This is a genomic window from Brevundimonas sp. KH_058, assembly GCF_057838505.1.
Genome location: NZ_CM174469.1, coordinates 3,191,987 through 3,216,504, shown reverse-complemented (window position 1 = coordinate 3,216,504; position 24,518 = coordinate 3,191,987). Strand labels below are relative to the sequence as shown.

The 24,518-nt window shown below is 64.8% G+C and carries 26 protein-coding genes and 2 tRNA genes; 17 read left to right on the top strand and 11 right to left on the bottom strand.

From position 1 onward, the window contains the following. Positions 1 to 5: 5 nt before the first annotated feature. Entirely contained in the window at positions 6 to 1,388 is a 1,383-nt protein-coding gene (gene gor / locus AC3ISA_RS15890; RefSeq protein WP_489178637.1) for a glutathione-disulfide reductase, read from the bottom strand. 92 nt (positions 1,389 to 1,480) lie between these two features. Next, positions 1,481 to 1,556: transfer RNA gene (locus AC3ISA_RS15885), tRNA-Lys, on the bottom strand. 155 nt (positions 1,557 to 1,711) lie between these two features. On the opposite strand from AC3ISA_RS15885, the gene AC3ISA_RS15880 reads away from it, so the two are divergent. Together AC3ISA_RS15880 and AC3ISA_RS15875 are read left to right on the top strand one after the other, a co-directional pair. Continuing rightward, positions 1,712 to 3,124 (top strand): amino acid permease, encoded by a 1,413-nt coding sequence (locus AC3ISA_RS15880; RefSeq protein WP_489180125.1) that lies wholly within the window; start codon positions 1,712 to 1,714, stop codon positions 3,122 to 3,124. Next, complete coding sequence (locus tag AC3ISA_RS15875; RefSeq protein ID WP_489178636.1) at positions 3,124 to 3,477, top strand: Hpt domain-containing protein; 354 nt, start codon at positions 3,124 to 3,126, stop codon at positions 3,475 to 3,477. Before AC3ISA_RS15880 ends, AC3ISA_RS15875 begins: the two co-directional genes overlap by 1 nt. A 268-nt stretch (positions 3,478 to 3,745) precedes the next feature. Here AC3ISA_RS15875 and AC3ISA_RS15870 read toward each other — a convergent pair whose 3' ends face one another. Both AC3ISA_RS15870 and AC3ISA_RS15865 read right to left on the bottom strand, forming a co-directional pair. Beyond that, positions 3,746 to 4,078, bottom strand: a complete 333-nt coding sequence (locus tag AC3ISA_RS15870; protein ID WP_055755221.1) for a chorismate mutase — start codon at positions 4,076 to 4,078, stop codon at positions 3,746 to 3,748. A gap of 50 nt (positions 4,079 to 4,128) precedes the next feature. Next, positions 4,129 to 4,944, bottom strand: coding sequence for a ferredoxin--NADP reductase (locus AC3ISA_RS15865; protein ID WP_489178635.1), 816 nt, complete (start codon positions 4,942 to 4,944; stop codon positions 4,129 to 4,131). Between the two features lie 109 nt (positions 4,945 to 5,053). Here AC3ISA_RS15865 and AC3ISA_RS15860 point away from each other — a divergent pair, with 109 nt between their 5' ends. From AC3ISA_RS15860 to egtB, 6 genes are all read left to right on the top strand, one after another. Further along, positions 5,054 to 7,315: a S9 family peptidase gene (locus AC3ISA_RS15860; protein WP_489178634.1), complete on the top strand. Its 2,262-nt coding sequence runs from the start codon at positions 5,054 to 5,056 to the stop codon at positions 7,313 to 7,315. Positions 7,316 to 7,497: 182 nt separating this feature from the next. Then, positions 7,498 to 8,811 (top strand): amidase, encoded by a 1,314-nt coding sequence (locus tag AC3ISA_RS15855; protein WP_489180123.1) that lies wholly within the window; start codon positions 7,498 to 7,500, stop codon positions 8,809 to 8,811. A gap of 74 nt (positions 8,812 to 8,885) precedes the next feature. Next, complete coding sequence (locus tag AC3ISA_RS15850; protein ID WP_489178633.1) at positions 8,886 to 9,164, top strand: SemiSWEET family sugar transporter; 279 nt, start codon at positions 8,886 to 8,888, stop codon at positions 9,162 to 9,164. 85 nt (positions 9,165 to 9,249) lie between these two features. Next, positions 9,250 to 9,555, top strand: coding sequence for an SCP2 sterol-binding domain-containing protein (locus tag AC3ISA_RS15845; protein WP_372695003.1), 306 nt, complete (start codon positions 9,250 to 9,252; stop codon positions 9,553 to 9,555). 105 nt (positions 9,556 to 9,660) lie between these two features. Further along, positions 9,661 to 10,872 carry an acyl-CoA dehydrogenase family protein gene (locus tag AC3ISA_RS15840; RefSeq protein WP_489178632.1) on the top strand — a complete coding sequence of 404 codons (1,212 nt, stop codon included), beginning with the start codon at positions 9,661 to 9,663 and terminating at the stop codon, positions 10,870 to 10,872. A 113-nt stretch (positions 10,873 to 10,985) separates the two neighbouring features. Further along, positions 10,986 to 13,145, top strand: coding sequence for an ergothioneine biosynthesis protein EgtB (egtB, locus tag AC3ISA_RS15835; protein ID WP_489178631.1), 2,160 nt, complete (start codon positions 10,986 to 10,988; stop codon positions 13,143 to 13,145). Positions 13,146 to 13,245: 100 nt separating this feature from the next. On the opposite strand, the gene AC3ISA_RS15830 is transcribed toward egtB, so the two are convergent. Continuing rightward, positions 13,246 to 13,467: a con-10 family general stress protein gene (locus AC3ISA_RS15830; RefSeq protein ID WP_159851068.1), complete on the bottom strand. Its 222-nt coding sequence runs from the start codon at positions 13,465 to 13,467 to the stop codon at positions 13,246 to 13,248. A 116-nt stretch (positions 13,468 to 13,583) separates the two neighbouring features. Beyond that, complete coding sequence (locus tag AC3ISA_RS15825) at positions 13,584 to 13,745, bottom strand: hypothetical protein (protein WP_489178630.1); 162 nt, start codon at positions 13,743 to 13,745, stop codon at positions 13,584 to 13,586. Positions 13,746 to 13,843: 98 nt separating this feature from the next. Here AC3ISA_RS15825 and AC3ISA_RS15820 point away from each other — a divergent pair, with 98 nt between their 5' ends. Further along, on the top strand, positions 13,844 to 14,137 hold the full coding sequence (locus tag AC3ISA_RS15820) for a hypothetical protein (protein WP_489178629.1): 294 nt from the start codon (positions 13,844 to 13,846) through the stop codon (positions 14,135 to 14,137). Between the two features lie 18 nt (positions 14,138 to 14,155). On the opposite strand, the gene AC3ISA_RS15815 is transcribed toward AC3ISA_RS15820, so the two are convergent. Next, entirely contained in the window at positions 14,156 to 14,857 is a 702-nt protein-coding gene (locus AC3ISA_RS15815) for an MBL fold metallo-hydrolase (RefSeq protein ID WP_489178628.1), read from the bottom strand. Between the two features lie 191 nt (positions 14,858 to 15,048). Between AC3ISA_RS15815 and tig the strand changes: the two genes are divergently transcribed. From tig to AC3ISA_RS15795, 4 genes are all read left to right on the top strand, one after another. Further along, the gene (gene tig / locus AC3ISA_RS15810; RefSeq protein WP_489178627.1) at positions 15,049 to 16,395 is read left to right on the top strand and encodes a trigger factor; all 1,347 of its coding nucleotides are present in this window, start codon (positions 15,049 to 15,051) and stop codon (positions 16,393 to 16,395) included. Positions 16,396 to 16,498: 103 nt separating this feature from the next. Then, positions 16,499 to 17,455, top strand: a complete 957-nt coding sequence (locus AC3ISA_RS15805; RefSeq protein WP_489178626.1) for a hypothetical protein — start codon at positions 16,499 to 16,501, stop codon at positions 17,453 to 17,455. A gap of 109 nt (positions 17,456 to 17,564) precedes the next feature. Then, positions 17,565 to 18,212 (top strand): ATP-dependent Clp protease proteolytic subunit, encoded by a 648-nt coding sequence (locus AC3ISA_RS15800; RefSeq protein WP_135195868.1) that lies wholly within the window; start codon positions 17,565 to 17,567, stop codon positions 18,210 to 18,212. Between the two features lie 75 nt (positions 18,213 to 18,287). Beyond that, positions 18,288 to 18,608: a hypothetical protein gene (locus AC3ISA_RS15795; protein ID WP_489178625.1), complete on the top strand. Its 321-nt coding sequence runs from the start codon at positions 18,288 to 18,290 to the stop codon at positions 18,606 to 18,608. Between the two features lie 6 nt (positions 18,609 to 18,614). Here AC3ISA_RS15795 and AC3ISA_RS15790 read toward each other — a convergent pair whose 3' ends face one another. Beyond that, a complete protein-coding gene (locus AC3ISA_RS15790) occupies positions 18,615 to 19,262 on the bottom strand; it encodes an HAD-IB family hydrolase (protein WP_489178624.1) in 648 nt (215 codons plus the stop codon). A gap of 194 nt (positions 19,263 to 19,456) precedes the next feature. On the opposite strand from AC3ISA_RS15790, the gene clpX reads away from it, so the two are divergent. Next, the gene (clpX, locus tag AC3ISA_RS15785; protein ID WP_159851082.1) at positions 19,457 to 20,725 is read left to right on the top strand and encodes an ATP-dependent Clp protease ATP-binding subunit ClpX; all 1,269 of its coding nucleotides are present in this window, start codon (positions 19,457 to 19,459) and stop codon (positions 20,723 to 20,725) included. Between the two features lie 77 nt (positions 20,726 to 20,802). Here clpX and AC3ISA_RS15780 read toward each other — a convergent pair whose 3' ends face one another. From AC3ISA_RS15780 to AC3ISA_RS15770, 3 genes are read right to left on the bottom strand one after another with little or no spacing between them, the layout of a single operon-like run. After that, positions 20,803 to 21,009, bottom strand: coding sequence for a hypothetical protein (locus AC3ISA_RS15780; RefSeq protein ID WP_489178623.1), 207 nt, complete (start codon positions 21,007 to 21,009; stop codon positions 20,803 to 20,805). Then, positions 21,006 to 21,215, bottom strand: a complete 210-nt coding sequence (locus tag AC3ISA_RS15775) for a hypothetical protein (protein ID WP_489178622.1) — start codon at positions 21,213 to 21,215, stop codon at positions 21,006 to 21,008. The genes AC3ISA_RS15780 and AC3ISA_RS15775 overlap by 4 nt, the downstream gene beginning before the upstream one ends. Next, on the bottom strand, positions 21,212 to 21,340 hold the full coding sequence (locus tag AC3ISA_RS15770) for a hypothetical protein (protein ID WP_372694977.1): 129 nt from the start codon (positions 21,338 to 21,340) through the stop codon (positions 21,212 to 21,214). The genes AC3ISA_RS15775 and AC3ISA_RS15770 overlap by 4 nt, the downstream gene beginning before the upstream one ends. 281 nt (positions 21,341 to 21,621) lie before the next feature. Here AC3ISA_RS15770 and lon point away from each other — a divergent pair, with 281 nt between their 5' ends. The 3 genes from lon (at position 21,622) to AC3ISA_RS15755 (ending at position 24,504) form a co-directional block, all read left to right on the top strand. Beyond that, a complete protein-coding gene (lon, locus tag AC3ISA_RS15765; RefSeq protein ID WP_489178621.1) occupies positions 21,622 to 24,018 on the top strand; it encodes an endopeptidase La in 2,397 nt (798 codons plus the stop codon). A gap of 101 nt (positions 24,019 to 24,119) precedes the next feature. After that, positions 24,120 to 24,395 (top strand): HU family DNA-binding protein, encoded by a 276-nt coding sequence (locus AC3ISA_RS15760; RefSeq protein WP_489178620.1) that lies wholly within the window; start codon positions 24,120 to 24,122, stop codon positions 24,393 to 24,395. Positions 24,396 to 24,427: 32 nt separating this feature from the next. Then, positions 24,428 to 24,504 (top strand) — tRNA-Val (locus tag AC3ISA_RS15755). Positions 24,505 to 24,518 lie beyond the last annotated feature (14 nt).

The following is a 24,518-nucleotide window of genomic DNA, read 5'->3' as shown; positions in this document are numbered from 1 at the left end:
GGGCGTCAGCCGGCCGAAGTGGCGCCGGACTGCTTCTCCTTCAGGGTGACCAGTTCCTCTGCCATGGTCGGATGGACGGCGCAGGTCGCGTCCCACTGGGCCTTTGTCAGGCCGGCCTTCACGGCGATGGCGGCGAGCTGGATCATCTCCGGGCTTTCGGGGCCGACGATGTGGACGCCGACCACGCGTTGGCTGTCGGCGTCGACCACCAGCTTCATCAAAACCCGCTCGTCAGAGCCGGTGAAGGCGTATTTCATCGGACGGAAACGGGTGACGTAGACGTCCACGCCCTTGGAGCACGACCGGCGGGCCTCGGCCTCGCTGAGGCCCACGGCGCCGACCGGCGGCTGGCTGAAGACGGCGGTGGCGACGGCCTCGTAGTCGAAGTGCTGGGGATTGTCTCGATAGACGGTCTGGTGGAAGGCGACGGCCTCGCGGATGGCGACGGGCGTCAGGTTCATCCGGTCGGTCACGTCGCCGATGGCCCAGATGTTGTCGGCGGTGGTCTTCGAGTACGGATCGACCTTGATCGCACCCTCGTCGTTCAGCTCGACGCCGGCGGCTTGCAGACCCAGGTCCTTGACGTGAGGGATACGGCCGGTGGCGAACATGACCACGTCGGCTTCCAGCTTCATGCCGTTCTCCAGGTGGTTGACCAGGCCGGTGACGGTCTTTTCGATCTTCTCGTGCTGGCAGCCCAGGATGACCTTGATGCCGCGCTTCTCGATCTCGCCCGCCAGGTGCGCGCGCACGTCGTCATCGAAGCCGCGCAGGATGTTGGGGCCACGATAAATGAGGGTTGTCTCGACGCCCAGGCCGGCGAAGATGCCCGCAAACTCCACCGCGATGTATCCGCCGCCCGCGATCAGGATGCGCTTGGGCAGTTCGGGCAGGTGGAAGGCTTCTTCCGAGGTGATCGTATGTTCGATGCCGGGCATATCTTCCGGCTTCCACGGGCGACCACCGGTGGTGATCAGGATTTTCTCGGCGGTGATGGTGCGGTTCTTGCCGACGATCTCGACGGTGTGGGCGTCCTTCAGGACCGCGCGGCCGTGGACCAGTTCGACCCCGGCCTTGCCCAGGTTGGCGGCGTAGATGCCCGACAGGCGCGCGATCTCGACGTCCTTGGCCTCAAGGAAGGTGGGCCAGTCGAACTTGGCGTTGTCGAAGGACCAGCCGTAGCCCTCGGCGATCTCCAGCGCGTGGCTGACCTCGGAGGCCATCACCATAAACTTCTTGGGCACGCAGCCTCGGATGACGCAGGTGCCGCCGACCCGATACTCCTCGGCGACCGCGACCTTCTTGCCGTCGAGCGCCGTCAGCCGCGCCGCCCGAACCCCGCCCGAACCGGCGCCGATGACGAAGAGGTCGTAGTCGTAGTCGGCCATGGGTGGATTCCGTTCAGCAGAGGGCATCGGCATTTAAGCCGCGCTGCGCGAAATCCAAGAGGTTCAAGCTATTGGGAAACGAGGAAAGACGATGGTGGGTGATGTAGGGTTCGAACCTACGACCCGCTGATTAAGAGTCAGCTGCTCTACCAACTGAGCTAATCACCCGACCGATCGTCTGCGTCTTCGGGGGCCAGTGGCCTTGCCGAAGGGCGCTCCTACTACCCAGCGGTTCGGGGGTTGGCAAGCGCTTTCGCAAACTTTCTGCGACGGAGTATGGTCCCCGTGGAATCAGCCGCGGCAGCGGCGGGGGAGCGAGCATGATGGCCTTCTGGAACCGGCGTCGATCGATCGACACCATGCTGGCGCCGCACGACGGACCGCGGCTGAAGCCGACGTTGAGCTGGCCGCATCTGCTGGCTCTGGGTGTCGGGGCCATCGTCGGCACCGGCATCCTGACGCTGATCGGCGTGGGGGCGGGTCTGGCGGGTCCGGCGGTGCTGATCAGCTTCGGTCTAGCGGGTATTGTGTGCGCCTGTGCGGCCCTAGCCTATGCCGAGCTGTCGACCATGATGCCGACGGCAGGCAGCGCCTATACCTATTCCTATGCCGTGCTGGGCGAGATGATCGCCTGGGTCGTGGGATGGAGCCTGATCCTGGAATATTCGCTGGTGGTCTCGGCCGTGGCCGTGGGCTGGTCCGGCTATGCGGTCGGCTTTCTGAGCGGGCTGGGGATCGACCTGCCGCTGGCTCTGGTCGCCGGGCCGCATGCGGGCGGGATCATCAACCTGCCGGCGGTGGCCATCATCGGGGTGGTGACGGGCCTGTTGCTGCTGGGCACCAAGGAGAGCGCGACGCTGAATGCGGTGCTGGTGCTGATCAAGATCGCGGCGCTGGTGGTGTTCGTGGCCATCGCCCTGCCGGCGTTCAAGCCCGAGCATTTCACGCCCTTCATGCCCAATGGTTTCGGCGCGCCCTTCGTCCAGACGGGGGTAATGGCCGCGGCGGCGATCATCTTCTTCGCCTTCTATGGGTTTGACGCCATCTCGACGGCGGCGGAAGAGACCAAGAAGCCCGAGCGCGACCTGGCTATCGGCATCGTCGGCTCCATGCTGATCTGCACGGCGCTGTATCTGGTCGTGGCGGCCGCAGCGATCGGCGCGCGGCCGGTGGCGAGCTTCGCCGACAGTCCCGAGCCCCTGGCCTTGATCCTGCGTGAGATGGGGCAGGGGACGGCGGCCCAGTGGATCGCGGCGGCGGCGGTGATCGCGCTTCCGACCGTGCTGCTGGCCTTCTTGTTCGGCCAGAGCCGCATCTTCCTGGGCATGGCGCGTGACGGCCTGTTGCCGCGTCGTCTTGCCAAGGTGTCGAGCCGGGGCGTGCCGGCGGTGGTGACGGTGTTCACCGCCGTGGTGGTGGCGATCCTTGCTGGGCTGTTGCCGCTGGACGAGCTGGCGTCGCTGGCGAACGCCGGGACGCTGGCGGCGTTCTGCTCGGTCGGGGTGTGCCTGATCGTGCTGCGCATCCGCGAGCCGGGCCGCAAGCGGGTGTTCAAGGCGCCGCTGTGGCCGCTGGTAGGAGCCGTCAGCGTGATCGGCTGCATCATCTTCTTCCTGAGCCTGAAGCCGGTGACGCAGGTCGGCTTCCTGATCTGGAACGTGATCGGGGTGGCGATCTATCTGCTGTGGTCGTCCAAGAACTCGCGCCTGGCCAAAGGCGAGGAGACGGCGGCCTGATGGCGTTGCGCGATCTGACGGGCGCGGTCGATTTCGCCGTGCTGAACGGCATGACGGGCGGGGACGACGCCATTAACGAGGAAGTGCTCGGCCTGTTCGTGAACCAGGCCGGCCTGTGGTCGGTCATGCTGGACCCCAAGGCCGAGGGCTGGCGCGACGGGGTCCATACGATCCGGGGCGCGGCGGCGGGCATCGGCGCGCGAGACCTGGCGGCGATCTGCGCCGAGGCGGAAGCGGCGGACCAGACGCTGGCCGCGCCGGCGGTGGAGCGGGTGCGCGATGCGCTGGAGGCGGCGCTGGCCGATGTCGCGGCCTATCGCCACGAACTGATGCTGCGCGGCCTGAAGGCCTGAGGCTGTCGGGCGGAAGTTGGAATCTGGAAAAAACAGTCCAAGTGAGTCCAACTTCAGCCGTCGCCCGAAATTGCACTGCACTCCGGAAACGCGTGCAAAGTGCAAGAAAGTGCAATTTCGGCAGGCGAGGCGCGCTGCGATGTCAAAGACTGGCTCGCATTATAGGGCCTTTCGAAGAGGCGGCAGGTCGATGTACGCTGCTGCTACTCAAGCACTTGAAATGAGGCCGAACTTCTCTCGCCGATAGGATGGCTGGCGTTATTCCAGCCTAGCTGCGCGTCCGGTCGTAGGTCGCGAACTCGTGGGCGATGCAGCGGTCGATGAGCAGGCGCCAGACGGGTTCGGCGATGTCGGGCGACAGGTGGTGGGCTTCCGCTGAGACCAGCACCTTGGCGACCACGTCGTCGATGCGGGCCTGGTCGAAGACGGCGTCGCGGTCGGGCTTGATGCGCGCGGCGGCGTCCATGTAGCGCTGGCGTTCGGCCAGCAGGGCGACCAGGGCGCGGTCCAGGGCGTCGACGCCCTGGCGGACATCGGCCATCGACTGGCATTCAGCGGGATCGATGCGGGGATCGACGGCGACAAGAGCGGGCTTCGACATGGCGGTGGGGTTAGCGGGTCAGGCCGCGCAAGCCAAGCCGTCAGACTGTCTCAACCGACGAAGGCGCGTTCCAGGACGTAGTCGGCGGGTTCGGCGTTCGAGCCTTCCTTGAGGCCATAGGTCTCCAGCAGTTCGCCGGCTTCCTTGATCATGGCCATCGAGCCGCACAGCATGGCGCGGTCGCGGGCGGGGTCGAAACCGTCGGGCAGGCCCAGGTCGCGGAAGAAGTCGCCCGACTTGATGCGGTCGGTGATGCGGCCGGGGGTTTCAAAATTCTCGCGCGTGACCGTGGGATAGTAGGTCAGTTGGGCCTGGGCCTCTTCGCCGATCAGGGGATCGTCGTGGATCTCGCGGGTGAAGAAGTCGCGATAGGCCAGGTCGGCGACGCTGCGGACCGTGTGGATCACATAGACATGGCCGAAGCGGGAATAGGTCTCGGGATCGCGCGCGACGCTGAGCCAGGGCGCCAGGCCGGTGCCGGTGCCGATCAGGAACAGACGCTCGCCGCCGGTCAGGGCGTCCAGGACCAGGGTGCCGGTCGGCTTCTTGCCCATCAGGACGGTGTCGCCGGCGACAATCTTCTGCAGGCGCGAGGTCAGGGGGCCGTCGGCGACCTTGATGGAGAAGAACTCCAGCTCCTCGGCCCAGTTGGGGCTGGCGATGGAATAGGCGCGCAGGACGGGTTTGCCGCCATCCGCGCCCGGCAGGCCGATCATCACGAACTCGCCCGAGCGGAAGCGGAAATCGTCGGGCCGTTTCACGCCGAAGCTGAACAGGCTGTCGGTCCAGTGGCGGACCCACAGAACCTCAAGTTCGTTGAACGGGCTGGCCTTGACGGGAGCGGGGGAGAGGGCGGCGTCTGTCATCGTGCGGTCTCTCTAATCTGAGAACCCCTCGCAGGGAAGGAAAAGCCTTTCGTCCGGCGACCACTTTTCCTCGTGACGGCTTGCAGAAGCGCCGCTAGCGTCCGGCCCCATGCGCACAGTCCTTCTCGCCTCGACCATTCTTCTGTCGGCCGGTTCCGCACTCGCCCAGGAGACGCCCTCCAACATCCTGACGCCCGAACGGGTGTTTTCGAGCCCCAGCCTGGATGGGCCGGTGGGCAAGGGGTTTGAGAAGGGCGTCAGCTTGTCGCCCGACGGGCAACTCGTCGCCTACCTGCGCGCGCGCGAGGACAATGTGGACGTCCAGGACCTGTGGGCTGCGCCGACTGGCGAGGGCGAGCCCTACAAGCTGATCGACGCGCGGGCGCTGGTTCCCGACGCAGGCGAACTGTCGGAGGCCGAGAAGGCCCGGCGCGAGCGGATGCGGATCAGCGCGCGGGGCGTCGTGGAATATTCGTGGGATCAGCAGGGGCGCTATATCCTGGCGCCGCTGGAGGGCGACGTCTTCCTGGCGAACCGGGCGGACGGCAAAGTGCGCCGCCTGACCGAAACGCCCGCCGACGAGATCGACGCCAAGGTGTCGCCCAAGGGCAGCTACGTTTCCTATGTCCGCGATCAGAATCTGGTCGTCTATGATCTGGCGAGCGGCAAGGAGACGCCGATCACCGATGACGGCGCGGGTCTGATCACCTGGGCCACGGCCGAGTTCATCGCCCAGGAGGAGATGGATCGCGACACCGGATACTGGTGGAGCCCGGATGAACGCTACATCGCCATGACGCGGGTGGACGAAAGCCCGGTGGACATCGTCCCGCGCTTCGAGATCACCGGCGCCGGCGCGACCATGGTCGAGCAGCGCTATCCCCGCGCGGGCCGCCCGAATGCGGTGGTCGAACTGTATGTGCGCGACCTGCAGGGCGGGGGACGGGTCAAGGTGGACCTGGGCTCCAACACCGACATCTATCTGGCGCGGGTGAATTGGTCCGGCGACGGCAAGACCCTGTACGTCCAGCGTCAGTCGCGCGATCAGAAGACGCTGGATCTGTTGAGCGTCGATCCGACCATCGGCGCTTCGCGCGTGATCCTGAGCCAGAAGGCGTCGGCCTGGGTCGACCTGAACGACGATTTCCGCGTGCTGTCGGACGGGCGGTTCATCTGGTCTAACGAGGATTCAGGCTGGCGGCACCTGTATCTGTACGACCGCAACGGGCGACGCCTGCGGGCGATCACGCGCGGCGATTATCCGGTCAAGCATCTGGACGGCGTCAACGAACAGACCGGCGAAGTCTATTTCACCGCCTCGATGCGCGACGGCAAGGAACTGCCCATCGAGCAGCAGATGTTCCGGGCCAGTCTGAACCGCACGGTCGATCCGGTGGCGGTGACGCCGGGCGGCGGTTGGTGGACCGTGTCGGTCAACGGGCCGGCGACGGCCTATGTCGGCAACTATTCCGATCCGGCGACGCCGACGCAATCGGCTCTGTACCGGATCGACGGCACGCGCGTGCGCTGGATCGAGGAGAACAGGCTGGACGCCGCCCACCCGTTCGCGCCCTACGTCTCGCGACTGCGTGCGCCCGAGTTCGGCACGATGCAGAGCCACGGCCAGACGCTGGTGTGGCGCATGACCACGCCGCCCGACTTCGATCCGGCCAAGAAATATCCGGTGGTGATGCAGGTCTATGGCGGGCCCGGCACCGGCGCGGGCGTCCAAAAGAGCTGGCAGCCCCTGACCAACCAGTTGCTGACCGAGGCCGGCTATATCGTCTTCCGCGTGGACAATCGCGGCGAGGGCGATCGGTCCCAGGCGTTCGAAACCAGCATCTATCGCCGTCTGGGCATTCCCGCAGTCGAGGATCAGGCCCAGGCCGCGCAGTGGCTGAAGACCCTGCCTTACGTCGATGCCGACCATATCGCGGTGATGGGCTGGAGCTTCGGCGGCTTCCTCAGCCTGCTGACCCTGACGGACAAAGACGCCGGCCTGGCTTCGGCCCTGGCGGGCGCAGCGCCGACGGAGTGGAGCCTGTACGACACCCACTATACCGAGCGGTATATGTCCACGCCGCAGGCCAACCCGGAAGGCTATGCCGCCACCGACGTGCTCCCGCGTCTGGACGACCTGACGGGGCGGCTGCTGATCCTGCACGGGATGGCGGACGATAACGTCATCTTCGGCAATGCGACGCGCGTCATCGACGCCTTGCAGGCCAAGAGCGTGCCGTTCGAGATGATGCTCTATCCCGGCCAGCGGCACGGCGTCCGCGGCGAACCGAGGCAACTGCAGCAATGGCGCACCTATCTCGACTTCCTCGACCGGACCATCGGCAAGCGGGCCGAGCCCAAGGCGGACTGATCCTGGCGGCTGTGGTCGCGCTGGCCCTTGCAGGCTGCGCGACCGGGGCTGATGTGGTCGGGCAGAAGGTTGCGTCCGCCCGCCCCGCAGTCGTCGAGAACCGGCATCCTCAGTATGCTTATCCGCCCGCATTTTTGTTCATTTCGAACGGGAAGCGGGTTGATGAGGCTTATCGATCTGTCATCCGTTGGAGCGAAGGTCCGTGGCCAAGCACCGAGTCTTCGGACATCGCGGAAATGCCGATCCTGCTGAAGGACAATATCGAGACGGCGGACATGCCGACGACGGCCGGATCGCTGGCTTTAGCCAACAACGCGCCGGGTCGCGACGCGCCTCTCGTCGCCCGTTTGAGGGCCGCTGGAGCGGTGATCGTCGGCAAGACCAATCTGTCGGAATGGGCCAATATCCGCGCGTCGAATTCGATCAGCGGTTGGAGCGCGGTCGGCGGCCAGACGCTGAACCCCTATGACCCCGCGCGCACGCCCTGCGGATCGTCGTCGGGCAGTGGGGCGGCGGTAGCCCTTGGGCTGACGCCGGTCGCCATCGGCACGGAGACGGACGGGTCGATCACCTGTCCGGCGTCGGTGAACGGCGTGGTCGGGTTCAAGCCGACCGTCGGCCTGGTGTCCCGGACCCACATCGTGCCGATCAGCCATTCCCAGGATACGGCCGGGCCGATGGCGACGACGGTCCGGGATGCCGCGAGAGTGCTGACGGTCATTGCCGGGTCCGATCCAGCCGATCCCGCCACGATCGAGGCGGACTTGCGAAAGGTCGATTACGCGGCCGGGCTGGATGCGGGTTCTCTGCGCGGCGCGCGCATCGGGGTGATGCGGTTCCTGAAGGGCTATTCGCCGCAGACCCAGGCGGTGTTCGAACAGAACCTGCAGGCCCTGCGCGATGCGGGCGCCGTGCTGGTCGATCTGCCGGAGGGACCGGACGGTCGGGTGATCGGAGCGGCCGAGTTCAAGGTGCTGCTGTACGAACTGAAGCACGACCTGAACGCCTATCTGGCCTCGACCGATCCGGAACAGGTCCGCACCCGCAATCTGGCCGACGTCATCGCCTTCAACGCCGCCGAGCCGCGCGAGACGGTCTTGTTCGGCCAGGATACCTTCGAGCGCGCTCAGGCGATGGGCGATCTGACGGCGGCTGCTTATCTGGAGGCGCGCGGGACATCGCTCCGGCTGGCGGGACCGGAGGGTGTCGACCGGCTGATGCGCGATAATGCCCTGGTCGCCCTGATCGCCCCGACGACTTCGCGCGCCTGGACCAATGATCCCAAGGACGAGGACGACATGGAGGGCTCGGCCAGCCAGTTGGCCGCCGTCGCGGGCTATCCACACCTGACCGTGCCGATGGGCTTTGATCGGGGAATGCCGGTGGGCCTGAGCTTCCTGGGCGGGAAGTGGGACGACGCACGCATCCTTTCGCTGGGTTACGCCTTCGAACAGGCGACGCAGGCGCGCCGGCCGCCACCTGTCGTTCGACCCTGATATCGTTTCGGGGCGGCCGCGAAGGACTGCGGCATGACCAGCGACAACCTCTACATTCAGTGGCGGATCATCGCGTGAGCGACCTGATCGCCAATGTCGTCGGCTCGGCGGCGGCCGTGTGCTCGATCACCAGTTTCGCGCCCCAGGCGATCAAGATCTGGAAGGAGCGGGACGCCTCGTCAGTCAGCCTGAAGACCTATTCCCTGACGGTGACCTGTTTCGTCCTGTGGGTGATCTATGGCGTCATGACGCAGGCCTGGCCTGTAACGGTGGCGAACGCCTGCGCCCTGGTGATGGCGTCAGGCGTGCTGGCGATGAAATGGCGCTTTCGGGACGGCGATCCGGAGAAGTGACGCGAGCTTTACCCGACGTGATCTTGGCGCCCCCGCCGATGCGGGCTAACCCGTAGTTCACAACGTCCTATAGGGAGACGCCCCAATGCCCGATCTCGCACAAGTCACCGAACACATCCGCGGCGCCGTCGGCGACAACTCCGGCCTCGGCAAGACCGTCAAGCTCGACCTGGGCGACCAGGGCAAGATCTTCATCGACGGCGCCTCGGTGCCGAACACGGTGACGAACGAAGACAAGCCTGCCGACGCCACCGTCTCCATGAAGTGGGATGACTTCATGGCCCTGTCGGAAGGCAAGCTGGATCCGATGATGGCCTTCATGCAGGGCAAGCTGAAGATCGCCGGCGACATGATGATCGCCCAGAAGCTGGCTCCGCTGCTGAAGCGCTGATGCCGGTCTGAACGACCAGTTATGGCGGCGCGGCTCCCGATCAGGGGCCGCGCCGTTTTCGTATCGAGCGCCCGGCAGAGGCGCGAACGGGAAGAGGATAACGCCATGGACTTCAGACATTCCGACCGCGCCCTGGACTGGCACGCCCGCGTGCGCCGCTTTCTGGACGAACAAGTCATCCCGCGCGAGGCCGAGTATTTCGCCCAGGTGCGCGAGGATTCGACGCGGCAACCGCCGGTCATGGAAGCGATGAAGGCCGCAGCACGCGAGGCTGGGCTGTGGAACATGTTCCTGCCGGGGGAGCACGGCGCGGGCCTGACCAACCTCGACTATGCGCCGCTGGCCGAGATGATGGGCGCCCACCTGTGGTCGGCGGAGGTGTTCAACTGCAACGCCCCCGACACCGGGAATATGGAAGTCCTGCACATGTACGGCGACGCGGCCCAGCAGGACCGCTGGCTGAAGCCGCTGATGGCGGGCGAGATCCGCTCGGCCTTCCTGATGACGGAGCCCGAGGTCGCCTCGTCCGACGCGACCAATATCCAGACACGGATCGAGCGCGACGGCGACCACTATGTCATCAACGGCCGCAAATGGTGGTCGACCAATATGGGCCATCCGAATGTCGCCATGACCATCGTCATGGGCAAGACCGACTTCGACGCCGCCAGCCACGCCCAGCAGTCGCAGGTGATCGTGCCCGTCGACACGCCCGGCTTCCGCATCGAGCGGATGCTGTCGGTGTTCGGCTATGACGAGAAGCCCATCGGCCATGCCGAGGTGGTGCTGGAAAACGTCCGCGTTCCGGTTGAAAACCTGATCGCCGGCGAGGGGCGGGGCTTCGAGATCGCGCAAGGGCGGCTGGGGCCGGGCCGTATCCACCACTGCATGCGCGTGATCGGGGCGGCGGAGCGGGCGCTGGAGCTGATGGTCGTGCGGCTGCTGAACCGGACGGCGTTCAAGAAACAGTTGGCCGAACACTCGATCTGGGAGCAGCGGGTCGCCGAGGCGCGCACCAATATCGAGATGTGCCGGCTGCTGGTGCTGAAGGCCGCCTGGATGATGGATCAGGCGGGAGCCAAGAACGCCCGTTCCGAGATTGCCCAGATCAAGGTCGCGGCGCCCAAGATGGCCTTGCAGATCATCGACGACGCCATCCAGGCGTTCGGTGGCGCAGGCGTGTCGGGCGATACGCCCCTCGCCGAGCTCTATGCCGGGGTGCGGACGCTGCGCATTGCCGACGGTCCGGACGAGGTTCACAACCGCACCATCGCACGGTTGGAATATGCAAGACACGGCGGGCGGCCGGTGCGCTGAATACGGCCGGTTTATAAGCCCAAACCCTTGGGAACCCTGACCTTCGGCCGACGTTCGATGTTCATGAACGACGAGACGCGCGGTCAGGGTCGTGGGGCGACGGAACGGCTGACATGAATGCTCGCTTCGAGCCCGATACGCGGGCGGCGTCGGACGTGGCGCGGTTCAGGGCTGTTCGGGCGACGATGCCCGCCTTAGCCCAGGGACTGTCGCCCGAGGACCTTTCGGCCCAGTCCATGGCCGACTGCAGCCCTGGCAAATGGCATCTGGCCCACACCAGCTGGTTCTTCGAAGCTCTGATCCTGGCGTCCGATCCTGATTATCGGCCTGTCGATCCGCGCTTCCAACAATTGTTCAACTCCTACTATGAGGCGTTGGGCGAGCGGGTGCCGCGCGCCGAACGCGGCCTGATGACCCGCCCCTCGGTCGATGAGGTCCTGGCTTATCGCCGTGAGATCGATCGACGCATGGCCGCCTGGCTGGCGCAGGGGCCGTCGAGCGGGCTTGAGCGGTATCTGTTCGAACTGGGTCTGCATCACGACCAGCAGCATCAGGAACTGTTCCTGATGGATATGTTGAACCTGATGTCGCGCTCGCCGCTCGACCCGGCCGCCTATGAGGTCGAACCGCGCGAGCGGCCGGTCGAGCCGACGCGCGGGGGCGTGGTCGCGTTCGACGCGGGCCTGGTGTCGATCGGTCATGGCCGAGCAGGCTTCGCCTTCGACAATGAAGGGCCGACGCACCGGGTCTGGCTGGAGCCGTTCGCCTTGGCAGCAGATCTGGTGACGAACGGCGAATGGATACGGTTTATCGAGGACGGGGGCTACACCCGCTCGGACCTGTGGCTTTCGGACGGCTGGGCGACGGTGAAGGCCCAGGGCTGGACCGCGCCGCTGTACTGGCGTTGCGACGGCGGCGACTGGACGGTCATGGGTCTGACCGGCCGCACTCCGGTCGATATCGCAGCGCCCGTGCGTCATGTCAGCTTCTACGAGGCCGACGCCTATGCGCGCTGGGCCGGCAAACGGTTGCCGTCCGAGGCGGAATGGGAACATGCGGCGACGACTGCGCCCGAGGGTTTCTCGAACCTGTCGGGCGAGGTCTGGCAGTGGACGTCCAGCGCCTATGCGCCTTACCCCGGCTTTCAGCCGACGCCCGGCACGGCCGCCGAATACAACGGCAAGTTCATGGCCAATCAGATGGTGCTGCGCGGCGGGGCCTTCGCGACGCCGTCCGATCATGCCCGCGTGACGTATCGGAACTTCTACTATCCCCAACAGAGGTGGGCCTTCATGGGTCTGAGACTAGCCGAAGACGCCCCGCAAAGGGCCGTCGCGCCGAAGGAGGATGCGCAGACCGCAGGATTCCGTCGCGACATGGTCGAGGGCCTGTCGCGCGACCAAAAGGCCGTACCGCCCAAATGGTTCTATGACGCCGAGGGGTCGCGCCTGTTCGAAGAGATCACGGCCCTGCCGGAATACTATCCGACACGGCAGGAGACGGCGCTGTTGCGTGAAAGCGCCGCCGCCCTGACCGCCGATTTCGGACCGGACGCCGTGCTGGTGGAGTTCGGGTCTGGGGCCAGCGAGAAAACGCGTATCCTGCTGGATGCCGTGCCTAACCTGGGCGCCTATGTGCCGCTGGATATCAGCGAGACGGCGCTGCTGGACGCCGCGACCCGTATCCGCGCTGACTATACGGGCCTGAAGGTTCAGCCGGTCTTGGGCGATTTCGAACACCTGGCGCCGTTGCCGGACGATTTGCCGCGCGGACGGCGCATCGGGTTCTTCCCCGGTTCGACCATCGGCAATCTGCATCCTGCCGAGGCCGAGCGCTTCCTGGCGGCGGCGCGACGGATGCTGGAGGAGGGGGCGCTGTTCATCCTTGGCGTCGATCTGGTCAAGGATCCAGCGATCCTAGTCGCCGCCTATGACGACAGCCAGGGCGTGACCGCCGCCTTCAATCGCAATCTGCTGGTTCGAGCCAATGCCGAGCTGGACGCCGATTTCGATCTGGACGCCTTCACGCACCGCGCGGTATGGAATCCCGAGGCGTCACGGATGGAAATGCATCTGCAAGCCGTTACGCCGACGACGGCCCATATCGGTGATCAGACGTTCCGCTTCATGAGCGGCGAGACGATCCACACCGAGAGCTCGCGCAAGTTCACGCCCGATACCGTCGAGGCCATGGCGAAGGCGTCCGGCTGGTCGCTGATGCGTATCGACGTGTCGCCAGAACCCAGCGTCGCCCTGGCTCTGCTTCGAGCCTGAGCCAGCTCGGGGCGTCGCATCGCGCGACGCCCCGACAACGCAAAGAAAAAGGGCGGCGCGTCGATGACGCGCCGCCCTTATTTTGTATCGCATCAGCGGATTATTCGCCGTCAGGCGTGTCCGCGTCTTTCTTGGTGCCGTGCGAGGCTTCTCCACCCTTACGGCCGGCCTGTGCGGCGAGGCTGCGATCCTGAGAGAAGCTTCGTTTCTCGCTGGGGACGCTGGCGCCCCCTTTGCGCGCGATTTCGCGCTGACGTTCGGGGTCCATGGAGGCGAAACCTCGCTTGGAAACGCCGGAGGGTCGTGTGGGCTGGCTGTCCATCGGGGTCCTTTCAGTGCTGCCGTTGCGCTTGCTGAAGTGAACCCTGTGACTCGGTGACGGTTCCGTTCGGAACCCTGTTTTACTGTCACACCCCTGAACGTCTTCGTGGTTTGACTTCAAGCCGCGTCGTAAGGACGGGAATCACCTTCATCGCCGCCGCCGGGTTCCATGGGCGGAACTTCGTCGGGCGTGTCGGACGGCTGGATTTCCGGTTGAGGCGCGGTCTCGGGCTGAATTTCCGGCTGGGGCGTGGTGGGCGTGGGTTCGATATAGGTCATGATGATCTCCTTGCCCCAAACCAACGCGACCCCGCCCTGGACGTTCAAAGGAACCACCGGTCGCCCGGTCGGTTTGTTGTGCGAACCCGGAGATCGACATGACCAACACCCCCATTACTTCGCCTTCGCCAGACGACATCGTTCTGGACGATGACGATCTGACGCAGCGTCTGGACCGCGAAGCCGACGCCATTCTTGCCGGCGGCGAACGCCGTACCTTCGGCGAAACCGCCTCCATTCGCCAGGCCGTGCGCGAAGACGCCGGCTTGTTGCGTGAAAAGATTTCGGGTGGGGTGCATCGCGTTCAGGAAGACATTCAGGACAGCCCGATGAAGGCCACCCTCTATGCGCTGGGCATCGGCGTGATCATCGGCATGATCCTGCGCCGCTGATTTTAGGCCGTAGATCGCTTAGGCAGGCCCCGTCGGCTCACGCTGGATCGGGGCCTGTTGCAAAGCGGCGTCCGAGACGAACGGATTGGTGCGGCGCTCCTCGCCGAAAGTCGAAATCGGTCCGTGCCCCGGCACGAAAGTCACATCGTCGCCCAGCGGCCACAGTTTCTCGATCACCGAGCGGATCAGAGCTGGGGGGTCGCTCATGGGGAAGTCGGTGCGGCCGACTGATCCCTTGAACAGCACGTCGCCCACCTGAGCGAATCGCGTCGCGCGATTGAAGAAGATCACGTGGCCCGGCGTATGGCCGGGGCAGTGGCGCACCTCCCAGGTCGTTTCGCCCAGCGACACCTTGTCGCCGTCCTCCAGCCAACGGTCAGGCGTGAATGGGCGCGCGTCGGGCAGGCCATACATCCGGCCGCTCTCGACGATTCGGTCGATCCAGAACTGGTCGGCCTTTTGCGGGCCGGTGATCTGGACCCCGGTCTTCTCCTGCATCTCGGCCGCGCCGCCTGCATGGTCCAGATGGCCGTGGGTGATCCAGATCTGGTCCAGGGTCAGTCCGCGCCGCCGAACCTCGCTCAGAACGACATCAACCGATCCGCCCGGATCGATCACGGCGGCCTTGTTGGTGGCGGTGCACCAGACGGTGGTGCAGTTCTGCTGAAGCGGGGTGACGGGCGTGACGAAGACGCCGATGGGGGAGGCGGGTTGGCTCATATCGCCAACATAACCCTGCCTGAGCCGCGAAACCACCGGTCGCGACCACGCCCGCGTTGACCTTTGGGGCCCTTCTCGACATAAGGGCGGGCTTCGAGGCGCCGCTCCAAACGGGGCGGCCTTCTTGCTTTATCCATTCCGCGCCGGCCGTCCTAAAGGCCCATGCGCCACAGAGCGTCAGAATCTCCGCCATGCAAGTCGTCGAAAAGTCGAACGAAGGCCTCAGCCGCGTGATCGCGGTCACCATTCCCGTCGCGGAGCTGAACGAGAAGCTCGAAGCCCGCGTCAAGGAAGTCGCCCCGCAGGTGAAGCTGAAGGGCTTCCGTCCGGGCAAGGTGCCGGTCGCCCACGTCAAGAAGACCTTCGGCCGTGAGTTCATGGGCGAGATCATCAACGCCGAGCTGAACGAATCCAGCCAGAAGGCTCTGGACGAGGCCAAGGTCCGTCCGGCTGCGCCTGCCGAGATGAAGCTGACGTCCGACATGGACAAGGTCATCGCCGGTCAGGAAGACCTGTCCTACGAAATGGCCCTGGAAATCATGCCGGACTTCACGCCGGTCGATCCCAAGACCCTGAAGCTGGACCGCCCGACCTATGAAGCGTCGGACGCCGATCTGGACGAAGCCCTGACGGAGCTGGCCGGTCAGGCCAAGACCTACGAAGACAAGAAGGGCAAGACCGTCAAGGCCGCCGAAGGCGACCAACTGACGATCGACTTCCTGGGCAAGCTGGACGGCGAGCCCTTCGAAGGCGGCGCCGCCGAGGACGCGGACCTGGTGATCGGCTCGGGCCGCTTCATCCCCGGCTTCGAAGAGCAGCTGACGGGCGCCAAGGTCGGCGAAGAGAAGACCATCGAGGTCACCTTCCCCGCCGACTATCAGGCCGCGCATCTGGCCGGCAAGCTGGCCACGTTCGACGTCAAGGTGAAGGCCATCAAGGCCGAGGCCGAAGCCAAGATCGACGAAGAGTTCGCCACCCGCATCGGTCTGGAATCGCTGGACAAGCTGAAGGAACTGCTGAGCCAGAACCTGAACCAGCAGTATGCCGGCGCCGCCCGCTTCAAGCTGAAGCGCGCCCTGCTGGACCAACTGGACGAGGCCCACGACTTCCCGCTGCCGCCGAAGATGGTGGACGCCGAGTTCGACGGCATCTGGCAACAGGTCGAGGCCGACAAGACCGCCGGGCGCCTGCCTGAAGAAGACGCCGCCAAGTCCGACGAGGATCTGAAGGCTGAATACCGCAAGATCGCCGAGCGCCGCGTGCGTCTGGGCCTGGTGCTGGCCGAGATCGGTCGCGCCAACAACGTCCAGGTCACCGACCAGGAGCTGAACGCCGCCATCCTGCAGGAAGCCCGCAACTATCCGGGCCAGGAACAGGCCGTCCTGAACTTCTACCGCCAGAACCCCAACGCCGCCGCCCAGATGCGCGCCCCCATCTACGAAGAGAAGGTCGTCGACCTGATCGTGGGCGTCGCCGACGTGACCGACACGCCGATCACGAAGGAAGAGCTGCTGAAGGAAGACGAAGACGAGGGCTAAGCTACGGTGGGGACACTAGCTAACGCTCGGCAATTGCTGATAGTTGAAAGGGCCCGCCTTGCGGGCCCTTTTTGCATCTAGAGGTTGCCGGAGTTTCTGCGTCATGAGCCTTGTCATAGCCTTGGCTACCGCTGCCCTGCTGTCTGCAGCTCCTCAAACGGCGCAGCAGCCTGCGACGGGGGGTGTCGCCCCGACAGATCTTGAGTCGATCATCGTCGAGGGGCGAAGAGTTGAAGAGGCCGCTCGGGCCTATATCCGCGAGGTTGGCGATCCGCCTCGGGGCACCTCACTTGCACGTTGGAACCGTCCTGTATGCGTCAGCATGACGAACATGCAGCCTCAATTTGCTCAATTCGTAATCGATAGAATCGCTACAAACGCTTTCGCCGCCGGGGCAGATGTCGGGGGTCAAGGTTGCAGGCCTAACGTCGTTATCCTGGCTACCAACGATGGCCCTACGCTGGCCAAGAAACTCGTCGCAGAGGCAGGGCTGGGATTCCGTCCTGCGATCAACCACACCAATCTCAATCGAGACGCGTTGGCCGATTTCCAAAATTCCGACGCGCCTGTTCGATGGTGGAACGTCGTCATGCCGGTCTCCATCGACAATGGCGCGGTAGCGATCGCGCTTCGCGGCGACACAATCCTGGGTGAGGACGGCGAGACGTTGAAGGCCGTAAGGGTACGCGACGCATCACGTATGCGCGCCAATATTCGCTACGACATGGCCTGGACCATCGTCATAATCGATATGAGCCGGACCGGCGGCGTGCCTCTTGGCGCGCTGGCAGACTATGCCTCGATGGTCTCGCTTGCTCAGATTGACGCCTCTGCAGACCTTGGCGATCAATCGACCGTGATGAACCTGTTCAAGGAACCCGCCGGGGTGGATGGTCTCAGCCAATGGGACAGAGACTATCTCTCCGCTCTGTATGCTGCACCGTCCAATCGTGCCGATGGCAGGCGTCAGGAGAATGCGGTCGCTCGCACGCTCATTCAGCAGCGGCGTGTTCGAGAAGGTTTGGATCCCGCTCCGGCCGAGCTTGAAACAGGGGAATAGGATTTCGATCGAGATCGTCGGACCTGCCTTGCGTCAAAGGCCGGTGAACGCGATATGCTAAAGCGAAGGGCGCGGTCTGAATCGCGCCCATTGCATCCGAGAAGGCCATATGCGTGATCCGATCGAACTGATGAACATGAACCTGGTGCCGATGGTGGTGGAGCAATCCAGCCGTGGCGAGCGCTCCTTCGACATCTTCTCGCGCCTGCTGCGCGAGCGGATCATCTTCCTGACAGGGCCGTTCGAGGACGGCATGGCGTCGCTGATCTGCGCCCAGCTGTTGTTCCTTGAATCGGAGAACCCGAAGAAGGAAATCAGCATGTACATCAACAGCCCCGGCGGACAGGTGTCCTCGGCGCTCGCGATCTACGACACCATGCAATACATCAAGAGCCCGGTCTCGACCGTGGTGATGGGCATGGCCGCCTCGGCCGGCTCGCTGATCCTGACGGCGGGCGCTGCGGGCCAGCGCATCGCCCTGCCGAACGCACGTATCATGGTGCACCAGCCCTCGGGCGGGTTCCGTGGCCAGGCGTCGGACATCGAACTGCACGCTGCCGACATCCGCTACACCAAGAAGCGTCTGAACGAGATCTACGTCCACCACACCGGCCGGACGTACGAGGAAGTCGAGAAGACACTGGACCGCGACCACTTCATGTCGGCCGAGGAAGCCAAGGCCTGGGGCATCGTGGATCACGTCTATGACCGGCGCGAACAGGCCGACGCCGACGGCGTGAAGACGCCCGGCAACTAAACTCTGATCCAAGATCGAACGGAAAAGGCGCACCGATGCCGGTGCGCCTTTTTTCATTTGTGCTATCAGGCGGCCATGCAGTTCACACGAGATCCAAGCGGCACGGTCGAAGTCGACGGCGAAACCTATGAGTGGGAGCTTCGTCGCCAGCCCCAGCCCAAGGGCGGCAATGTCTGGGAAGGCATGGCCGTGTCCCTGCGCCATGTCGATTTCAAGCGCGAAGCCATCGTGCAGTTCCCGCCGCCCCTGCGACCCAATGGCCGGCCAGATGTCGAGAAGCAGCGGGTCAATGTCGATGCGGTGCGCACCGCCATCACCTCGGCAATCGCGGCGGGCTGGGATCCGGCGTCGCGGGGCAAGGCCGTGGTGTTCGACGTGGACGCCGACGGCAACTGACGGCGGTCACGGCTTCTGGCGAAACACCCTGAAGCCCGGCTCCTGGGCCATCGCCAGCATTTCCGTGTCGCCCGATGTGTCGCCATAGGCGGCGGTCAGCGTCATGTCGTCGCCATAGGCGGTCTTCAATCGGCGCACCTTTTCTTCACCCCGGCAGTTGGGGCCGACGAAATCGCCGGTGATTCGGTCGTCGGCATCGAAGACGAATTCGGTGCCCAACAGGGTCTCCGCGCCCAGCTTGCGGGCGAACGGCGCCACCGTGGTGGTGGGAGAGGCGGTCACTATGACGCGATGGGCGCCGCGTTCGCCCCAGTCGTTCCAGACCTTGAGCGCATCGGGGCGCATGAAGCGGGGCCAAATCTCCTGGGCGAAGCGTTCGGCCTCGGATTCCAGGGTCTGGCGCTTGACGCCTTTCAGGAATTCTTTCACCGACGCCGCCTTGATCCGTCCTCGATCACGGTCGTGCGCATAGGCCGCCACGGCGGGCGACAGCTTGACCAAACCCAGCGCCCAGGCCCCCGGCCCGGCGCGCCAACGCAGAAATTCGGTGAAACTGTCGCGAATCGTCAGCGTGCCGTCGAAATCGAACGCGACGATGGGTCGCCCCATGGCCTTGGACTGGCGCAAATCCTGCACTATCCCCATGTCAGACATTCGCCTTGATCCCCGCCGACACTGATCCATCCACGCACTGCAACAATCCCTTGCCGCCTTCGGGGTTGTCGTCGCACGTGGGATGGGTGATTGTCATTTTTTGAAGACCTTCGCAGCCAGAGTACTGGAATCAATGTGAGGGAAGCGCGTTTCGGGTCATTTCGGTCCGCCCCGCGGGAGTGAGATAAGGGTCTATGACCAAAGCAGCCGGCTCAGACGCCAAAAGCACCCTGTACTGCTCGTTCTGCGGAAAGAGCCAGCACGAGGTCCGCAAACTCATTGCGGGCCCGACCGTCTTCATCTGCGATGAATGCGTCGAACTCTGCATGGACATCATCCGTGAAGAGCACAAGATCGGCTTCAAGAAGACGACCGACGGCGTTCCCACGCCCAAGGAAATTCGCGACGTGCTGGATGACTATGTCATCGGCCAGAGCCACGCCAAGAAGGTGCTCTCGGTCGCCGTCCACAACCATTACAAGCGCCTGAACCACGCGACGAAGAACAACGACGTCGAACTGGCCAAGTCCAACATCATGCTGATCGGGCCGACCGGCTCGGGCAAGACGCTGCTGGCCCAGACGCTGGCGCGCATCATCGACGTGCCGTTCACGATGGCCGACGCCACGACCCTGACCGAAGCCGGTTATGTGGGCGAGGATGTCGAGAACATCATCCTGAAGCTGCTCCAGGCCTCCGACTACAACGTCGAACGCGCCCAGCGCGGCATCGTCTACATTGATGAAATCGACAAGATTTCGCGCAAGTCGGACAACCCCTCGATCACCCGCGACGTGTCGGGCGAAGGCGTGCAGCAGGCCCTGCTGAAGATCATGGAAGGCACCGTCGCCTCCGTGCCCCCGCAGGGCGGTCGCAAGCATCCGCAGCAGGAGTTCTTGCAGGTCGACACCGCCAACATCCTCTTCATCGTCGGCGGCGCGTTCGCGGGCCTGGAGAAGGTGATCGCGGCGCGCGGAGCCGGCGCCTCGATCGGTTTCGGCGCCAAGGTCAAGGAGATCGACGAGCGTCGCACCGGCGACATCCTGAAGGGTGTCGAACCCGACGACCTGATGCGTTTCGGCCTGATCCCCGAGTTCATCGGCCGTCTGCCCGTTCTGGCGACGCTGGAAGACCTGGACGAAACGGCCCTGGTCACCATCCTGACCGAGCCGAAGAATGCTCTGGTCAAACAGTACAAGCGCCTGTTCGAGATGGAGAATGTCGAACTAAGCTTCACCGACGACGCCCTGATCGCCGTCGCCAAGAAGGCCATCACCCGCAAGACCGGCGCACGCGGTCTGCGTTCGATCCTGGAGGGCATCCTGCTGGAGACCATGTTCGAGCTGCCGACCTTCGAAGGCGTCGAAGAGGTCGTGGTCAACGCCGAGGTCATCGAAGGCAAGGCGCAGCCCCTGCTGATCTATTCCGAAGTGTCGAAGAAAAAGGCCGACGGCGCCGCCTGATCGGGCCGCCAAAGGCGATACAGACGAAGGCCGGAGCGAGAGATCGCTCTGGCCTTTTTCGTTTCCGATTCGAGGTGTCAGGTCGTCGGGTGGACATCCCCCAGCACCAGAATGTGACCGGGGTGGGCCTCCGCCTCGGCCCTGGCGCATTGGACGGCGCTTTTCGCGTCGGTGAATACGCCCTCGAACAGGCCATCGCTGGACGTGACGCGCCAGCGGGCGCCGACGGGCTGGATCGTCAGGGTCTCGATGGCCGGCGGCGATGGGGGAGCCGCCGCAATCATTGCGTGCGCCTGTGCTGGTCGCGGTTCAGGCGGTCGGCCTCGGCCTGCAACCGCGCGGCCAGGCGTTCGGCAGACGCGCGGTCGGGCAGGGGGCGGGTTGTGGCCTTGTTGACCGCCACGGCCCATCCGCTCGCGCGCGGCACGACCCTGTATCGTCGGGGAGGGACGGGGGCTGCGGCCCCGCCCTCGACATGGCCCTGCATCATCGCGACGGCCCCCGGTGAATCGGCGCGCCGAACAGGGCGCCGATGAAGGTCATCGCCATCTGCACGGAGGTCGGCTTTGGCGCTGGGCGGTTCAGCGATTCCGCCAGCAGGTGTGAACGGCTCATGGGTCATCTCCTTGGACCCGCAGAAGACGCCCGAAGGCCGTAAAGCCGCCATGTCGAAAGCGCCGCGCCGCATAATGCGGGCGTAAAGCGGGCGTGGAGCGTGTCACGGACCCACGCAGATGTGGGTGGTTCCGCGGCGACGCTTGAACCGCGGGTCTTTCAAACCACATACTCATCCGAACGCCGTCGGAATCGACGGGCCGTCATGCGCCGGTCGGGCCTCTTGCCCGGCGGACCGTGGCGGCGGGCCGGAGATGATCAATGGCCCAGGAGTACGCATCATGACTGAACCAAAGATCCTTCCCGTCCTGCCGCTGAGAGACATCGTCGTCTTCCCGCATATGGTCGTGCCGCTCTTCGTGGGCCGCGAGAAGTCCGTGAAGGCGCTGGACGAAATCATGAAGGGCGAAAAGCAGATCCTGCTGGCGACCCAGAAGAACAGCGTCGACGACGATCCGTCCCCTGACGCCATCTATCCCATCGGCGTGCTGGCCACGGTGCTGCAACTGCTGAAACTGCCCGACGGCACCGTCAAGGTGCTGGTCGAGGGCAAGGGCCGTGCGCGCCTGACCCGCTTCACCGACCGCGAGGAATATTTCGAGGCCGAGGCCGTCGAGATCGAGGACGAGCCAGGCGACGCCTCGCAGGCCGAAGCCATGCTGCGCGCCGTGGTCGAGCAGTTCGAGAACTATGTGAAGCTGAACAAGAAGGTGCCGCCCGAGGCCCTCAGTTCCATCCCCCAGATCACCGACGCCTCCAAGCTGGCGGACTCGGTCGCTGCACACCTGTCGGTGAAGATCGCCGACAAGCAGGGCCTTCTGGAAACCTTCGACGTGCCCAAGCGGCTGGAGAAGGTCTATGGCCTGATGGAGGGTGAAATCAGCGTCCTGCAGGTCGAGAAGAAGATCCGCTCGCGCGTGAAGCGCCAGATGGAGAAGACCCAGCGCGAGTATTATCTGAACGAGCAGATGAAGGCGATCCAGCGCGAACTGGGCGAGACCGACGACGCGCGCGACGAGATCATGGATCTGGAGAAGCGCATCCGTAAGACGCGCCTGTCCAAGGAGGCGCGGACCAAGGCCGAGGCCGAGGTCAAGAAACTGCGCAACATGAGCCCGATGTCGGCCGAGTCGACCGTGGTGCGCAACTACCTCGACTGGCTGCTGTCCGTGCCGTGGGGCAAGGCCAAGCAGAAGCCGATCGACTTGGCCAAGGCCGAGGAGATCCTTGAGGAGGACCACTTTGGCCTGGAGAAGGTCAAGGAGCGGATCGTCGAGTATCTGGCTGTCCAGGCCCGCACCGGCAGCCTGAAAGGGCCGATCCTGTGCCTTGTCGGACCTCCCGGCGTCGGCAAGACCTCGTTGGCCAAGTCCATCGCCAAGGCGACCGGGCGTGAATACGTCCGCATGTCGCTGGGCGGCGTGCGCGACGAAAGCGAGATCCGCGGTCACCGCCGGACCTATATCGGCTCCATGCCCGGCAAGATCATCCAGTCGATGAAGAAGGCCAAGACCACCAACGCCTTCGTCCTGCTGGACGAGATCGACAAACTGGGGTCCGACTGGCGCGGCGATCCCTCCTCGGCCCTGCTGGAGGTGCTGGACCCGGCCCAGAACTCGACCTTCGGCGACCACTATCTGGAGGTGGATTACGACCTGTCCCAGGTGATGTTCGTGACGACCGCGAACAGCCTGAACATGCCGCAGCCGCTGATGGACCGGATGGAGATCATCCGGGTGTCGGGCTACACCGAGGACGAGAAGGTCGAGATCGCAAAGCGTCACGTCCTGCCCAAACAGCTGACGGACCATGGTCTGAAGGCCGACGAGCTGATCGTGCCGGAAAACACGATCCGCGACCTGATCCGCTACTACACCCGCGAAGCTGGCGTGCGGTCGCTGGAACGCGCCCTGGGCGGTCTGGCGCGTAAGGCTGTGCGCGAGATGGCCAAGACGGGCGCCAAGTCGATCACCGTTGATGACGCCAAGCTGGCGGAATATGCGGGCGTGAAGAAGTTCCGTTACGGCGAGACGGACGAGGAAGATCAGGTCGGCATCGTCACCGGTCTGGCCTGGACCGAGTTCGGCGGCGACATCCTGACCATCGAGGCGATCAAGATGCCCGGCCGGGGTCGCATGACCGTGACCGGCAATCTGAAGGAGGTGATGAAGGAATCGATCTCAGCCGCCGCCTCCTACGTTCGGTCGCGGGCGCTCGATTTCGGCGTTAAGCCGCCGGTGTTCGAGAAGACCGACATCCACGTCCACGTGCCTGACGGCGCCACGCCCAAGGACGGTCCGTCCGCCGGTGTCGCCATGACCGTGGCCATGGTCTCGGTCCTGACGGGCGTGCCGATCCGCAAGGATATCGCCATGACCGGCGAGATCACCCTGCGCGGCCGGGTTACCGCCATCGGCGGCCTGAAGGAGAAGCTGCTCGCGGCCCTGCGCTCCGGCGTCAAGACCGTGCTGATCCCGCAGGAGAACGAGAAGGATCTCGCCGAGGTGCCGGACAATGTGAAGTCGGCGCTGGAGATCGTGCCGATCTCCACGGCGGACGAAGCCTTGAAGTGGGCGTTGGTCGGCGCCCTGACGCCGGTGGAATGGGATGAGGCGTCGGAGCCGCTACCGGCGCCGGTTCCATCCCTCGACGGGCCGGCGGTCGCCGTCAGCCACTAACGTCAAGTTGAGTAGGGAACGCCGCCGGTGAGCATACCGGCGGCGTTTTCGTTTTTGACGCAACCGTCGATCTGCCCTTTAGTGATTCGCTTGGGGGACAGATGACAAAAGCGGAACTGATCGGCCGAATGGCCAGCGCGGCGAATATAAGTCGCGACCAGGCGAAATCGGCATTGGAAGCCTTCACCGACGGCGTGGCCGAGGCTTTGACGCAGGGCAGGGACGTCAAGTTGATCGGCTTCGGCAGTTTCGTCGCGGTGGAGCGTAAAGCCGGCGTCGCCCGCAATCCCCAGACCGGCGCGGCTGTGGCCCGGCCCGCATCCCGCACCGCGCGCTTTCGCGCCGGGGAAGGTTTGAAAAGCGCCTTGAACGGTTGAGGCGCGACGGGCATAAGCCCGTCTCTGCATGGGGGCGGCTAGCTCAGCTGGTCAGAGCATCTCGTTTACACCGAGAGGGTCGGCGGTTCGAACCCGTCGCCGCCTACCAAACAAAAAGGCCGC